The organism is Spirosoma arboris, assembly GCF_009754945.1.
Classification (GTDB): domain Bacteria; phylum Bacteroidota; class Bacteroidia; order Cytophagales; family Spirosomataceae; genus Spirosoma; species Spirosoma arboris.
Genome location: NZ_WPIN01000002.1, coordinates 759,278 through 774,374, shown reverse-complemented (window position 1 = coordinate 774,374; position 15,097 = coordinate 759,278). Strand labels below are relative to the sequence as shown.

The following is a 15,097-nucleotide window of genomic DNA, read 5'->3' as shown; positions in this document are numbered from 1 at the left end:
CGTAGGAATATAATTATCAATGAGAAACAGGCGTATCGACTACAATCGGTACGCTTGTTTTTTTGATAGCTCCCATCCCGCCTTCTACGTTCACGACATTATCGAAACCGCGCGCTTTCAGGATTGAGTTGGCAACCATCGACCGGTAGCCACCGGCACAATGTACATAAACCGGCTCAGTGCGGTTGATGGCAGCCATATGATCGTTTAAATTGTCTAATGGCAGATTTTCAGCATCCTTGACGTGTTCGGTAGCAAACTCAACAGGTTTGCGTACATCCACAATTTGCATGGCAGGGTTTTGCTGCCAACGTTGCGCAAACTCCTCAGCAGAAATGGATTCAATGGTGTCGACTTCTTTGTCTGCTTGTTGCCAGGAATCAAATCCGCCATTCAGAAAACCAATGCAGTTATCGTAACCAACGCGGGCTAGCCGAAGAACGGTTTCGCTCTCCTGACCTACGGGAGTAACAAGTGCAATAGGTTGGGTTAAATCAAGGATCAACGCGCCAACCCAGGGTGCAAACTGGCCATTCAGACCAATGTTGATTGAGTTGGGAATAAATCCCTTCGCAAAGTCCGCGGCATCACGAACATCTAAAATCAGTGCGCTCGTTTCGTTAACCGCTGTTTCGAAGGCATCGGGCGAAAGTGCTTGACTGCCGCGTTGCATAACACGATCAATCGATTCGTAACCCTCTTTATTGAGCCGGGCATTTTCGGCAAAGTAAGCTGGGGCCGTTGTTAGTCCATCGAGGACTTTTTCAATAAACTCTTCCTTCGATTTAGCGCGAAGGGCATAATTGAAACGTTTCTGATTGCCGAGTTTATCGGTTGTTTCCTTGCTCATATTTTTGCCGCAAGCCGAACCCGCGCCGTGAGCCGGATAAACAATGACGTCATCGGCAAGGGGCATAATTTTCGTATGCAGACTATCGTAGAGCATTCCGGCAAGGTCGCGCTCGGTTAGGTCGCCTTTAATCGCTAAATCAGGGCGGCCAACATCGCCAATGAAAAGGGTATCGCCCGTGAAAATAGCATGATCTTTTCCCGCTTCATCAATGAGTAAATAAGTGGTGGATTCCTGTGTATGGCCAGGCGTGTGCAGCACTTTTATGGTCACGTCGCCTAGTGAAAAGGTTTCGCCATCCTTCGCATGATAAGCCTCATAACTTGTGTTTGCATTGGGGCCATACACGATGGTAGCACCTGTTTTCTTAGCTAAATCAATATGTCCCGAAACGAAATCGGCATGGAAGTGTGTCTCGAAAACGTATTTGATTCTGGCACCCGCTTTTTCCGCTTTTCGGATATAAGGTGCCGTTTCGCGAAGTGGGTCGATAATAGCGGCTTCACCGTTACTTTCGATATAATAAGCTCCCTGAGCCAGACAGCCCGTGTATAGTTGTTCGATGATCATGAATTACTGTTTCAAGTTTCAGGTTTCAAGTTCCATCTGAGTAATCGACTCAATTGATTAGTCTAAACTTGGAACACGAAACCTGGAACAGTTTTATAAAATCTCCCGGCTAATCATGTATAGTGCAACCACCAACACAAACCAGCCAAATCCTTTTTTTAGTCGGTCAGGGGCTACGAAGCGGGCTAAATACATTCCCGCAAAAATCCCGATTATGGATAAACCCGTAAAGGGCAGAAGAAAATTCCAGTTTAAGCCTGTATGATGAATATCACCTAAAAAACCAACGAACGAGTTAACAGCAATAATCAAAACAGAAGTTGCTACGGCCCGATGGATTGACAAGCCAGCCATCAGTACTAACATCGGTACAATTATGAAACCCCCTCCAGCGCCAATAGTTCCTGTCAGTAAGCCTACCGCTAGTCCATCCAGAGCCAGGCTGCCATAACGTGGATGCCCGTCGGCGGCTTCACCTTGCTCCGGGCGGTCACTACGGATCATAGCTCTAGCAGCAATTACCATAACAATAGCGAAGAAGTATAAAATGGCGTCGCTCTTCGATAACTGGAACTTTTCGAATTGAAATAAGGGATCTGGTAGGGCAGGAACCAGAAATCGGCGGCTTAAGTAGACGGAGATGAACGAAGGTAGCGCAAACGCAGCGGTAACGTTGAGGTCAACCTGTTTTTTCCAGATATGATTGATTGATCCTATCAATGAAGTCGACCCGACAACAAACAGCGAATAGGTCGTTGCCAGAATGGGAGGAATGCTGAAGATATAGACAAAAATGGGTATGGTTAGAATAGAACCTCCGCCCCCGGCCAGACCGATCACTAAGCCTACTACCAGAGCTGAAGCATACCCGAATAATTCCTGTCCATTCATCGCAGAACAAAACTACACTTGTTTAGTCTATAGACTAATGAAAAATGCCCACTAACTTAAAGCTAGCGGGCATTTTCATTAAATGGCACTATTAAAACCAGGAATTATTCCTGTGGCTTATTCAGATGACTATTCTTCCGACTGTAGGTGAAATAAACAATCAGGCCGATGATGCACCAAACCACAAACGATATTTTGGTATCGGTACGCAGATTGTACATCAGATACAGGTTTGCACAGATACCCAATGTAGCAATCAAGGGTAAAACGGGTGTTTTATAAGGCCGTTCCAAATTCGGTTCCCGAACCCGCAACAACCAAACGGCACCGCAAATCATGGCAAAAGCGAGCAGTGTTCCCGAGCTGGTTAACTCCGATACTTTATCGATTGGCGTTAAGGCAGCAACGATAGACACAATGATACCGACCAGAATCGTGCTTTTCCAGGGGGTTTTAAACTTAGGGTGAATGGCTGCAAACAAGCCCGGAGGAATCAAACCATCTTTTGCCATACCCAGGAAAACCCGTGTCTGACCGAGCATCATTACCAGCATTACAGATGTTAGACCACCCAGAGCGGCAATGGTGATGATGTAAACGGCCCAGGTTAAACCTTTATCGGCAAATGCCTGCGCTACGGGAGCTTTCAAATCAAGACTCTTGAATGGCACCATACCTGTTAACACAAGTGAAACGAGAATGTAGAGCACTGTGCAGATAACAAGCGAAGCGATAATCGCAAAGGGTACGTCTTTCTTGGGGTTAATTGCTTCACCGGCTTGCGTCGAAACAGCGTCAAAGCCGATATAAGCGAAAAATACGATACTGGCTGCCGTCACAATACCATTGAAACCGTAGTGTTGTTGCCCTGTGCTGTCAATAACTGGTTCAGGAAGGAACGGGTGCCAGTTTGCGGTATCTACGTAAAACGCACCGACAATAATTACGAAAATAACGACCGCTACTTTCACAATTACGATGATGTTATTCGTGCTGGCGGCTTCTTTAATACCCTTAACCAGAATATACGTGACGACTAGTACAATCAGAAAAGCAGGGAGATTCATGGCGAAAGAGAAGTCAGGAACAGCCACGCCCGCAGCACGAAGCGCTGCTGCTTTTTCCTGCGCTGTAACAGGATCGTTCATTAGCCAGATAGGTGGCTCAATATGAAAGAGATGGAGTAACTTCTCGAAATAACCCGACCAACTCACCGCTACGGTTGTAGCCCCCATCATGTATTCCAGAATCAGGTTCCAGCCGATAAGCCAGGCGAAAATTTCACCGACGGTTCCATAAGAATAAGCATAAGCTGAACCTTCTACGGGTAGGATAGAGGCAAACTCTGCATAACAAAGGGCCGCGAACGTACAAGCTACACCGGCCAGTACAAACGACAAGGCTAAAGCTGGACCAGCCCAGTCGTGGGCGGCAATACCTGTTAATACAAAAATCCCCCCCCCGATAACAGCACCGATGCCGAGTGAGGTTAGTCCCCAGCGAGTGAGTACACGCTTGAGTTCACTTTTTTTCATGTCGGCCTCATAAGCCGCAAGGGGCTTTTTACGCCAGACACTGGTATCAACAGGTTTTAATTTAGTTTCCATGTAGGGAAATAGAGTTTGGTGATTGTGTCGTTTGGAGAAATAATCTTAGGTTAAAACGTTGGGAAAGATACAAAAAATAAAGAGTGAAAGAACGAAAGAGTGAAAGAGCGCGAAAAAATTGCCAAACGGCCTCCGCTCTTTCACTCTTTCGTTCTTTCACTCTTTCACCTTTGTATTACGATTGCGAAGGCCGAATTAATGGCTTCTTCTCTTTCTTCTCCTTTTTAGCGGTGAACTCTTCAGGCGTTGCAGGAGCAGCCGTTGTAAAATCAGCTGGGATTGCGTCAAAGCCTGTTTTCTTCTCGCTGATCGTTGGTACAACCGTATCTTTTTCCTGATCGCGGCTTAGCGCATCAACCACAATCGGCGTAGCAACGAACAGCGACGAATAAGTACCTACGATTACACCAATTAACATAGCGAACGAGAAACCCCGAATGGTTTCGCCACCGAAGATAAAGAGTACTAACAAGACCAGAATGGTCGAGAAACCAGTTACCGCTGTGCGGCTCAACGTACTATTCAGCGCGTTGTTGATAATGGTCGGGATGCTTTCTTTCTTGCCTTTGTTTTCGGCAAGATATTCACGAACCCGGTCAAATACCACAACGGTATCGTTCATAGAGTAACCCATGATCGTCAGCAGGGCACCCACAAAGGCCTGGTCAACATCCAGAGAGAATGGCAACAGACCGTTGAAGAAGGTGAAGATAGCCAGGATAATCAGTACGTCGTGGAACATGGCCACAACCGCACCATAACCGAAGGCAAGCTTCTTGAACCGGATCAGAATATAGATAAATACAACCGCTACGGCTAACAGAATCGACCAAAGTGCCGACGTTAAAATGTCGTAAGCAATGGTTGGACCAACTTTCTGTGAGCTCTCGATTTTAGCCGGATTGCCTTTAATGCTGCTCAGACCTTTGTAAATAGTAGCTTCGGCCTTCTTGTCAGCTCCCTGCGAATTATCGTCAATTAGGTAAGGCGTTGTTACTTTCACCTGGCTAGAACCAATACCCGTACCACCATAGGTTTTAACCTCAGGTGATGAGCCTAATACACTTTCCAGTGAGTTACGTACTTCATCTGTACTTACCGCCTTCTCAAAGCGGATAACATATGAGCGACCGCCCTTGAAGTCAACACCCAGACCGAAGCCTCTGAAAACAGCCGAAATAATACCAGCTGCGATGATTACCGATGAAACGGTGTAGTACAATTTCCGACGCGAAACGAAATCGAAGTTAGAATCTGCAAACAGATTCTTAGCCCAGGACGACGAGAAGGTCAGCGTCTGACCATTGCGGATATAGTATTCCAGAATCAGGCGGGTAATGAAGATAGCCGCGAACAGAGAAGTCAGAATACCGATAATCAGCGTAGTTGCGAAACCAAGAATCAGACCCGTTCCGAAGATAAACAAAACGATACCCGTTAGGAAAGTCGTTACGTTCGAGTCGATAATCGACGACATAGCATTCTTAAAGCCATCGGCAACAGCTACTTTAAAGCCTTTTCCTTCAGCTAGCTCTTCCTTGATCCGTTCGAAAATTAGTACGTTAGCATCAACGGCCATACCAATGGAAAGTACGATCCCGGCAATACCAGGCATGGTCAATACAGCTCCTAGCGAGGCCATTACGCCTAATAAGAAGAACAGGTTGACGATGAGAGCAAGGTCAGCAATAAGACCAGCACGATTGTAGTAGAAAACTACAAAACCTAATACTAACAAAATACCCACAATAGACGAAAGGACACCCGCACTTACAGCTTCAGAACCCAGTGTAGCACCGACAACGCTTTCTTCAACGATGTTGGTTGGGGCTGGCAACTTACCTGCTTTCAGTACGTTGGCCATATCTTTGGTTTCTTCTACGGTGAAGTTACCCGAGATACTCGAACGTCCGTTTGGAATTTCGTTTTGTACGTTTGGTGCTGTGTACACCAGGTTATCCAGCAAAATAGCAACGGGACGACCTACGTTTGCCGCCGTCAGGTTTTTCCATTTACGGGCACCTTCAGGGTTCATATTCATTGTCACTTCCGGACGGCCACGATCATCGTAATCATTGGCAGCATCAGTGATTACATCCCCTTCAAGTGGAGCACGGCCTCCAACCTTTTTTAGAAAATAAAGCGGCAGAATTTCTTTGCCATCCGTTGCTTTGAATGTCTTCCGATCCCAGGCAAAAACTGCGTCGGCAGGGAACAGACCTCTCACTTCAGGCGCATTCAGTACCGCATTGGCACGAGCAGTGTCTTTCAAATAAACACCCAATTGGTCCTGGCCAACTGGTAAAAACAACTGAGTCAGAGCCGTACCCTGAGCAGCTGCGGCAGCCGTATCATTCTTCGCGGTCGAATCTTTCTTGCTACCCTGTGCCAGTTGCGATTCGAGGCTCGATGTTCCTTTAGCAGCTGAACCTGTAGCAGGTGCCGTCGTTTTGATGGCCGCTTTGCGAGCTGCTTCCTGAGCTAATAGATAAGCACCGATACCTTCAATAGCCGGAGCCAGTTCATTTAGACGATAAACTTCCGTAAACTCAAGTTTAGCCGCTCCTGTTAACAGACGACGGATACGATCTGGATTGTCAACGCCTGGTAATTCAATCTGAATCCGGCCCGAACCTGGCAATCGCTGGATGTTTGGGTTGGCTACACCAAATTTGTCAACCCGTGCCTGAATAATCTGAAACGCACGGGTAGTAGCGCCGTTTACTTCATCGTTCAACAACTTCCGTACTTCGGTATCCGATGACTGAAAGTTGATTTTGCTCCGGTTCGCGCTGGTAGCAAATACAGATGCCAGTTTGGTATCTGGAGCCAGTTTCTTAAACGCACTGGCGAACAGGTCAACAAAGCTGGTATTGCTTGTTTTCTGATCTTCCAGTGCTTGTTTCAACGCCTGATTGAATTTAGGATCGCGGTTGTTTCCCGACAGGCTACGGAGAATATCGGCAGGCGATACTTCCAAAACAACGTGCATACCACCTTGCAGATCAAGACCTAAGCCTAATTCGCGTTCGGTTACTTCCTGGAGGGTACTTCCCAGATAAACGGGTTCTTTCCAGAGTGAATCGAGATAATGCTGTTTTTTATTACGATCAACTACACCCGCCTTGTTAGTAGCGTAGGCCTCGGCATCGGATTTTATGTTCCGAGAAACGAACGTAAATGACAGGAAGTAGATGCAGATGGCTGCAATGACGCCTGTCAGAATGAGAATTCCGGTTTTGTTTTGCATTGAGATACACAGGACGACGTCCGTGATTTGACTATAAATTACTAAGGTGATAACTAATGGAGCCAACTCGTGGGAAACGTTGACTCGAAGAAAGGAATAAGTTGGGCCTTTGGACTTAGCCTAAACACGTACTCTAAGGGGCATTTGTGGCAATATGATGGCCAAAAACGTGCTTGAAATAAGAGAAATAGAAATGCGGAAACGTGAAAAACCGCAATAGCGGTACGCTCAACAGCAGCAAAATCAGGAGTGTAGGTGCAGGAAGCAGAAAGGCGCTCTGGCCTGACTCACCCAATTGAATCGCAGGTGTAACCACTGCTTCAAATTGAGCCGCGCTTAGTTTCGCAACGGGAGGAGCATCGGTCGCTTTGCCCGACTTTCCCTGTTCGGTAACTGCTTTGTGGACTGCCGCTATCTTAGCCTGGGTCACATTGCCATGACCCCAAACAGCTGTGAACAGCAGCAGGATCGCCAGCGCAAGACTGGAAAGGCGTTGTATGACACGGGGTTGCTTCATGAATTTCCTTAGCGGATGACAAATTTCGTACCAATTTGGGAAGAATGCAAGTAAAAGAGGTATGGGTTTTAAGAACCGGATTGCAAAATCATTATATTTACAAGGTTTGATGTATTGCTTTTAACCGGCAGATTATCAAGGCGTTTGCTGTTTATTGGAGTATATTTTATTGGTAAATAGATAACATAAACTAACCCATATGATTAGATTACTACTCGCTGCCTTATTAATGTTAATCACTATTGTAGGAAAAACTGCACCAGCCCCTGTCCGGCTCAAAATTGTATCGATTACTCCTAGCGAAAATACGGGACAGGATTATTCCCCCTGGCTCTCCGACGACCTTAATAAGCTGGTGCAGAGCGCATGGTCAGACAATTCTAAATGGGTGCAGGTAAAACTCAAGCTAGAGAAAAAAAGTCTGATATCCAGCCTGTCGCTGTACGACTTCGATGGGTCGTTTCCAGATCAACCCGCTTTGCTTTACGCCATGAATGGCACCCAACGGGTACTGATTGGCTCTTTTGATGGCTCTACCTATATGAACTGGGTAACACTCACACCGTTTCAGCCGGTTGTGGCCGATGCTATTATGATTTATAAATATGGCAACAATATTCCACAAAAAATTAGAGCATTTGGCGAGCCCATTACGACAACGACTACTATTCCCCGTCCACTCGACCTGCTAACATTTTCTTCAGCAAAGGACAAGCCGGTAACTGGTCAGGATTATTCGGCTTACCTAAACGATGACCTAAATAACCTGGTGCCTAGCTACTGGCAACCTTCTAATTCTCAATGGACGGATGTTACGGTCAAATTCACGAAGAAGAGTTTACTGACTAAACTGGATTTATATGATGCTGAAGGAACGTTTGAATCGGCACCTGCCCAGATATATGCGTTAAATGAGAAAACAAAAACCTTGATTGGTACCTTCACGGGCGATAAATACATGGAGTTTGTATCCTATCCATTGAAGGAGCCGCTGGTTGCTGAGAGTATCGTAATTCATAAATACGCAAATAATATACCCGTCAAGATTCGAGCGTATGGAAAAGTATTGCCCGACGATCCGCTCGACGCCATTTTGTACGCTCAGGAGCGGGTGATTGTAAAGAGTGTTGCATCGAGCCTACCAACTACACAGAGTTACGCTCCTTACCTCAATGATAATATGACTAGCCTGGTGCAAGCAGACTGGAGTAATAAGAATTGTAGATGGATGGATCTGACACTCAAGTTAGCCGCCAGAAGCAGGCTGACTAAACTGGAGTTGTACGACGGTACAGATGAGTTTTCGAGTACGCCTGCGTTGATTTATGCCGTCTTTGGCACGCAGAAAACGCTTCTTGGTTCCTTTACTGGAGGAGAATACCTGAAATGGCAAGAGCTGAATTTTCCAACGGTAGTAGCTGATGCCATCGTAATTCATAAGTATTGTAACGCAATACCGATTAAAATTCGAGTATATGGACACCCGGCTGATGATGTGCCTGATCCTGTCATATTGGGCGATAAAATTCCGATTGATGCCAGTCGATGGTACCAACTGAACAATGCTGGCAGTAGTTTGGCTACCCTATTTGATGGAAATACAACCAACGAAGTGCAATCGGGCTGGGGTAAAGTTCTGTCTAATTATGATGCCTACTATCCCTTACAAGCTGGCGAGACAATGGATATTAAAGCCATTAAGTTATATGATGGCAATGGAAGTAATTCTGCCAGTCCAATGCGACTGTCTATCATCACCAGCGACTGGAAACGTATCGAACTCACTCAGTTTCAGGGCCTGGAATTCGAGACTTGGGTAGGTCCATACCCTACCCGAAACACAGCGGGAGACGCTAAATTTCTGCTCGACAAAGTGATCACCGGTGCGCGTTATCTGGTCATCAATGCAACTGATATATGGCCGCGTGAAATCGAACTCTACGGAACGTATAAGGCTGGTAGTGCACCAGCAAGCGCATTACCAAAAAAGACCCCAACATTTAAGAATCTGATCGGTGTAAATGGATTTGAATGGGATTTTTATCAGACAGGTGTATCGGGTATTTCGGCCCCTAAAGTGAAAGCTATGCAGTCATTCGGGGTGATGCGTCACTATATGGATTGGGAAAAACTGGAGTTGACGGAGGGTAATTATACCTTTAATCCAACCCACTCTGGTGGCTGGAATTATGACCTTATGTATGAGCGCTGCAAAACGGATGGCATTCAGGTTATGGCTTGCCTGAAAGATATGACACCCTGGATGAATGCAACCTATCCCGCCGATCAGCAAGGAAGTGATAATGTACCACTTCGTTATGGTAAAGACTATACAGACCCGTTCTCCTATATCGAACAAGCGAAAGTGGCGTTTCAGTATGCTGCCCGCTATGGGAAAAATAAGTCGGTGAACCCCGCTTTGGTTAAAGTAAATACTAATCCCCGTTGGACCAATGACCCGCCCAATGTTGTGAAAATTGGTCTTGGGCTAATTAGTTTTATTGAGTGCGACAATGAGCGGGATAAGTGGTGGCGTGGGCGAATAGCCTATCAAACTGGTCGTGAGTATGCCGCTAATATGTCGGCTTTTTACGATGGGCATAAAAATACAATGGGTGATGGTGTTGGGGTTAAAAATGCAGACCCAACTATGACTGTCGTGATGGGAGGACTGTGTTCGATAGCTAATGGTACCGATTATATTCGGGGTATGATCGACTGGTGCAAAGAGTTTCGGGGGTACAAATCAAACGGGCGAGTCAATCTTTGCTGGGACGTTATCAATTACCACCTCTACCCAGATAATTCTAATTCTATGCAAAGTGGTAGCGGTGCGTCGGCACGGGGAACAGCGCCTGAACTATCGGTTGCGACTCAGGTAGTCCGAAATGTTCTGAAACTAGCGCATGATGCCTGCTACGATATGCCGGTTTATGTGTCAGAAACGGGTTATGACCTTAATCAGGGAAGTCCACTCCACACCATTGCCATTGGCAATAAACCAGTGACAACTACCCAGGCCGATTGGAATCTGAGGACGGCCCTTTTATATGGTCGGGAAGGAGTAGCTCGAGTCGATTTTTATCAGACCTATGATTTGAATCTAGCTAGTTCCACTCAATTCAGCTCAATGGGCTTTTTAAATCCTGACTTCACTCGCAAAACCACCGCTGACTATTTCTATCAGGCAAAAAAACTCATTGGCAACTATGTATTTAAGGAGTCATTGAGTACAAATCCGAACGTCGATAGATACGAACTTAATGGGCAATCTATCTATGTGCTCTGGGTTCCAGATGAAGTCGGGCGCACAAGTGAGTATACACTAACTATTGGAACAGGTACTGCGAAGGTATATACCCCTAGGGCGGGCTATGATGCCATGGGTTTGCAGGTAGTGCCAGTTACAAATAGCCAGGTTAAGCTTACGCTAACCGAAACACCCATATTCGTCTTTCCGGGCGATCCTATTGCCGCGCGATTAGCTGCCGACTCACCCGACACAGAATCGATACGCGTCTATCCAAATCCATCGACAGATCATATAACCGTTCAGCTCAATAGCTCGTATGTAGGCGATGTGGCTATCAAGCTGATTGATGCCAATCTGGGCGTTTCCCGACATCAGGTTACGCTGCAAAAAAGTGAAACCACATTTTCCGAAAAGATCGATCTGTCGTCACTCCCATACGGAATTTATCTGCTTGAAATAAATCAAGGTACTGATCGAACTATTAGGAGAATTCTGAAAGTGCATTAGTCAGGCAGAATGCCCGTTAAAAAAGATTCTGTAGATTCTATTGATAATGCTGAGCCATTGGTGGGGCGATAAACTCCTGGAATCGATAGAATCCACAGAATCTTTTATTGAGCGGACCGTCGTTTCAAGTAGTCTATTATCCTATGCCGGGTAAGGTTTACAATAAACGGCTAACTTGCACCCATGAATCTGCACGAATTTATTCAATTGGCTTTAGCCGAAGATGTAGGCGATGGTGACCATACATCTTTATCGACCATACCAGCGGATGCCCAGAAACGTGCTCGTTTGCTCGTAAAGGAAACGGGTATTCTGGCAGGTGTTGAAGTAGCCCAAGCTATTTTTGCCGAAGTTGATCCGACTTTTGAGGTCGAAGTACTCTTGCACGATGGCGCTAGTATTAAACCCGGCGACATTGTACTGACCGTTAGCGGAAACGCCCGGAATATCTTAACTGCTGAGCGGTTAGTACTCAACTGCATGCAACGTATGAGTGGCATTGCCACTCACACCCGAGAACTGGTAAATCTGTTGGAAGGTACACGGGCCAAATTATTGGATACCCGAAAAACCACACCTAACTTCCGCATCTGCGAGAAAATGGCTACCAAAATTGGGGGGGCCGTGAATCATCGTTTTGGTTTGTATGATATGATCCTGATTAAGGATAATCATGTTGATTATGCCGGAAGTATCGAAGCTGCCATTACTAAAGCAGTTGCCTATCTAAAGGAAACGGGGCGTCATCTGCGTATTGAAGTAGAAACCCGAAATCGGGCTGAAGTCGAAGAAGTATTACGGGTAGGGCAAGTCGACGTAATCCTACTCGATAATTTTACTCCGGATGGTATCCGTGACATGGTGCGATTAATCAATGGCCGTTTCGTAACTGAAGCATCGGGTGGTATCGATGAGACTAATCTGAGGGCATATGCAGAAACGGGCGTTGACTTTATTTCATCGGGTGCCCTAACTCACCAAATCAAGAGTCTCGATTTGAGCTTGAAAGCGTATTAAAGGTAAAATGTTGTCAAGAATTGTGAATGCATAAGGCAATGCTTGATCATTTCCTGACTGTATATGATAATCTTGAGTAAGTTTGTCGTCTGACATGATTCAATGTCTTGTGAAAGGAGCCTTTAAGAGAGATATCTAACACATGAATGCTTATTTTATATTTTTTGTCAACTGTGGCCGGCATTGATTAATTCCTATTAAGCCAGCTGTACGGTCCATGAACAAAGACCGGCACGTACGCCAAGAAAAATAGACTTCCCCGGAAAAGTGTTGCTAGTTGGGTACCTGACAGTATCGATCGCACCTGCATAGGCGTACAAAACGCTTTTTTTAATTACAGTAACCGGGCTTAGTCGTTAGAAGGCTAAGCCGAAACAGAGAATGGCTACCTCCCTTTTTAATCCGCCCTGTAAGATGGCCAAGAAGACGGATTCATCTGCGACCAACTAGCACTATGCATTTCCCCAAACTTATTCCTGCTAGTTCAACGCGCATCATTACGCAGTCGGCGCTGGTTGAACACACGCAACGGATAGAGCTGATATTAAAGAAGGTTAATGTTGCCGAACTTTCAAAAACTGGTAATATTGTCAACCAGTACGAAGCCGTTAGGCTGGCAAGGGCAGAACAGGCAACGGCAGCAAAAAATAGCGGATGTCAGTTTGTTGGTGACAGGCCATAACGGACACCCAAATTTCGCAATGAAAATATCCCTGTTTGTTCTACTTAGTGCCATCAGCCTGTGTAGGGCCTACGCCCAGTTAACGGCAGACTCAGCAGTCAACCGAACTAATAGTCTGAAAATTAACCCCCTGAGTCTTATTGTCGGCGACGTATCTGTGTTTTATGAACGGATGCTGACCAAACGTGCATCGCTGGTGGGTGGGGTGGGCTTCGGTTCGGAAACGTATGAATATCACAACGCCAACACCCCCTCGCCGAGATTATTTCACTATAAGCGGGTTACATTGGAATACCGGCACTATTTCCCTCGGCGTCCTTTTTCCCCCACTGGCTTTTACGCAGGCGTATACGGTCGCTATTCCGGGCTCACGCTCGACGACTATCAGTTCGACAGTCAGGGTACTCTTATTCGAGACCCGAGCGGTAAATTAGTCAGGGCTATCCAGCAGCTTTACGTCTGGATGCCCGGCGCAATGGCTGGTGTACAGACAAGCACACCGCGCGTAGTGGTCGATTTGTTTCTGGGACTTCACTATCAACTACCAACCAGCAGTCCCCCTCTCAAGGCAGTCCTGCCCGAACAGATGAGCCGGAAAGGTTTTACTCCCCGCTTTGGGCTGACCTTGGGCTATCGGTTTTAATGATGAGATCGTGTAAGGTGTGACACTCAGCCCACGTATAAGATTTTTTACTCACCAGTATGGTAATCGGCTAACTGGGTTGAATCAACCGATAAAAGAGAACATTGTATGCGATTAAAAAAAGGACACAAATCACGGTCCGCGGCTGCGATCACGACTTGAAGAGTCTCATCTAAAACAAACGCCCCATTTTAGGATGCATATATATAACCAATATTCGCGCGTCTCCCTTTGGGGAGCGTTTGTTAAGATTTAATATGGTTTTTAGATTCGGGCTTGGGATGAGAGTACTGTCCAATCAACATTACTGTTTGAGCTGATTAATAGGCGGACCTACTCGCTTGAATCCATGCGCTTCCCGAAACTTATCCTGATCGGCTTCACTCAGGTTTTTTAGCGCTCCAGCACTGATCTTTTGGAAGCACTCTTCCATTTTACCTGCTGGCTGAAAGGTCATTAACAAACGGCCTTCTCCTGATCCTACTTTAGCAAAACAATGGGGCACATTCCGAGGGCCAAATACGGTATCACCCGCTTTCACCTGGTGAATGACATCGCCAACCTTAATCAGAAATTCCCCTTCCAACACATACCACAATTCATCTTGATCGAAATGAACATGCAGAGCAGGCCCACCTTCTTTAACCCGTCGGGATTCGTAGACGTATAAATCTGCGTTAGTATCTTTAGTAGATACTTTTGTCATGAATGTATCGCCATCAAAAAGGGAAATAGGTTGATTAAATCGGTCCTTACCAGCCTCTACCTTAAAGCCTTTCTCTACTCGGACGTTTCGGAGGGTTTGGGCAGCCCACAAGAAAGGAGAGGCCAGGGAAGTGCCCATGGTTAAACAGACTTTGAGGAAACTGGTTCGCTTCATGAGGTTGGTTGTATATCGATGGAAACTAGATTCAAGGGGCGAGTATATCAGCATTTACCACTGATACGGTAAGTTATTGAGGGAAAGGAAAGTAATTCTGGACAGGAGCCATAATTGAGACAAGACAATTCAACGATTTCCTTTCCTGTCTTTCAAGAAGCCCTAGATAGGCAGACCTCTCATTTAAGCCCAAAGGTATTCGGTATACTAAAGCGAAGAAGCCAGCCGGAACCCCAGGTTGGCGTAGCCTAACCGGAAGGGGTTGCGATAGGCTACGCGGCTTTTAGCGGGTTCGCTGGCCCGGTTACCACCCCGGAAAACACGATGTGGCCCTGTTGCAGGACCCTTGGGATCATGTTCCGGACTGTTAGCATAATAGGTCTCATCATACCAATCGTTGCACCATTCAAAGACATTGCCCTATCATATA

General features: G+C 46.1%; 10 protein-coding genes and 1 pseudogene. 4 read left to right on the top strand and 7 right to left on the bottom strand.

Translation table 11 applies throughout. The features are described 5' to 3' along the window. Positions 1–16: 16 nt before the first annotated feature. The 5 genes from GO755_RS07155 to GO755_RS07135 all read right to left on the bottom strand — a co-directional run bounded on the left by GO755_RS07155 (position 17) and on the right by GO755_RS07135 (position 7,685). Positions 17–1,420, bottom strand: a complete 1,404-nt coding sequence (locus GO755_RS07155) for an MBL fold metallo-hydrolase (RefSeq protein WP_157584027.1) — start codon at positions 1,418–1,420, stop codon at positions 17–19. A 93-nt stretch (positions 1,421–1,513) separates the two neighbouring features. Beyond that, positions 1,514–2,311, bottom strand: coding sequence for a sulfite exporter TauE/SafE family protein (locus tag GO755_RS07150; RefSeq protein WP_157584026.1), 798 nt, complete (start codon positions 2,309–2,311; stop codon positions 1,514–1,516). A 104-nt stretch (positions 2,312–2,415) separates the two neighbouring features. Continuing rightward, positions 2,416–3,918, bottom strand: coding sequence for an APC family permease (locus GO755_RS07145; protein WP_157584025.1), 1,503 nt, complete (start codon positions 3,916–3,918; stop codon positions 2,416–2,418). Between the two features lie 175 nt (positions 3,919–4,093). Then, on the bottom strand, positions 4,094–7,168 hold the full coding sequence (gene secDF / locus GO755_RS07140; protein ID WP_157584024.1) for a protein translocase subunit SecDF: 3,075 nt from the start codon (positions 7,166–7,168) through the stop codon (positions 4,094–4,096). A 133-nt stretch (positions 7,169–7,301) separates the two neighbouring features. Next, entirely contained in the window at positions 7,302–7,685 is a 384-nt protein-coding gene (locus GO755_RS07135; RefSeq protein WP_157584023.1) for a hypothetical protein, read from the bottom strand. Positions 7,686–7,884: 199 nt separating this feature from the next. Here GO755_RS07135 and GO755_RS07130 point away from each other — a divergent pair, with 199 nt between their 5' ends. From GO755_RS07130 to GO755_RS07115, 4 genes are all read left to right on the top strand, one after another. Beyond that, positions 7,885–11,445 carry a T9SS type A sorting domain-containing protein gene (locus tag GO755_RS07130; protein ID WP_157584022.1) on the top strand — a complete coding sequence of 1,187 codons (3,561 nt, stop codon included), beginning with the start codon at positions 7,885–7,887 and terminating at the stop codon, positions 11,443–11,445. Positions 11,446–11,628: 183 nt separating this feature from the next. Continuing rightward, positions 11,629–12,462, top strand: coding sequence for a carboxylating nicotinate-nucleotide diphosphorylase (gene nadC / locus GO755_RS07125; RefSeq protein ID WP_157584021.1), 834 nt, complete (start codon positions 11,629–11,631; stop codon positions 12,460–12,462). A 454-nt stretch (positions 12,463–12,916) separates the two neighbouring features. Beyond that, positions 12,917–13,144 (top strand): hypothetical protein, encoded by a 228-nt coding sequence (locus GO755_RS07120; protein WP_157584020.1) that lies wholly within the window; start codon positions 12,917–12,919, stop codon positions 13,142–13,144. A 19-nt stretch (positions 13,145–13,163) separates the two neighbouring features. Further along, positions 13,164–13,787: a hypothetical protein gene (locus GO755_RS07115; RefSeq protein ID WP_157584019.1), complete on the top strand. Its 624-nt coding sequence runs from the start codon at positions 13,164–13,166 to the stop codon at positions 13,785–13,787. Between the two features lie 304 nt (positions 13,788–14,091). On the opposite strand, the gene GO755_RS07110 is transcribed toward GO755_RS07115, so the two are convergent. Both GO755_RS07110 and GO755_RS42155 read right to left on the bottom strand, forming a co-directional pair. Next, a complete protein-coding gene (locus GO755_RS07110) occupies positions 14,092–14,667 on the bottom strand; it encodes a cupin domain-containing protein (protein ID WP_157584018.1) in 576 nt (191 codons plus the stop codon). Positions 14,668–14,874: 207 nt separating this feature from the next. After that, positions 14,875–15,075 (bottom strand): annotated as a pseudogene (locus GO755_RS42155) (formylglycine-generating enzyme family protein); the annotation flags it as partial. Between the last annotated feature and the right edge of the window lie 22 nt (positions 15,076–15,097).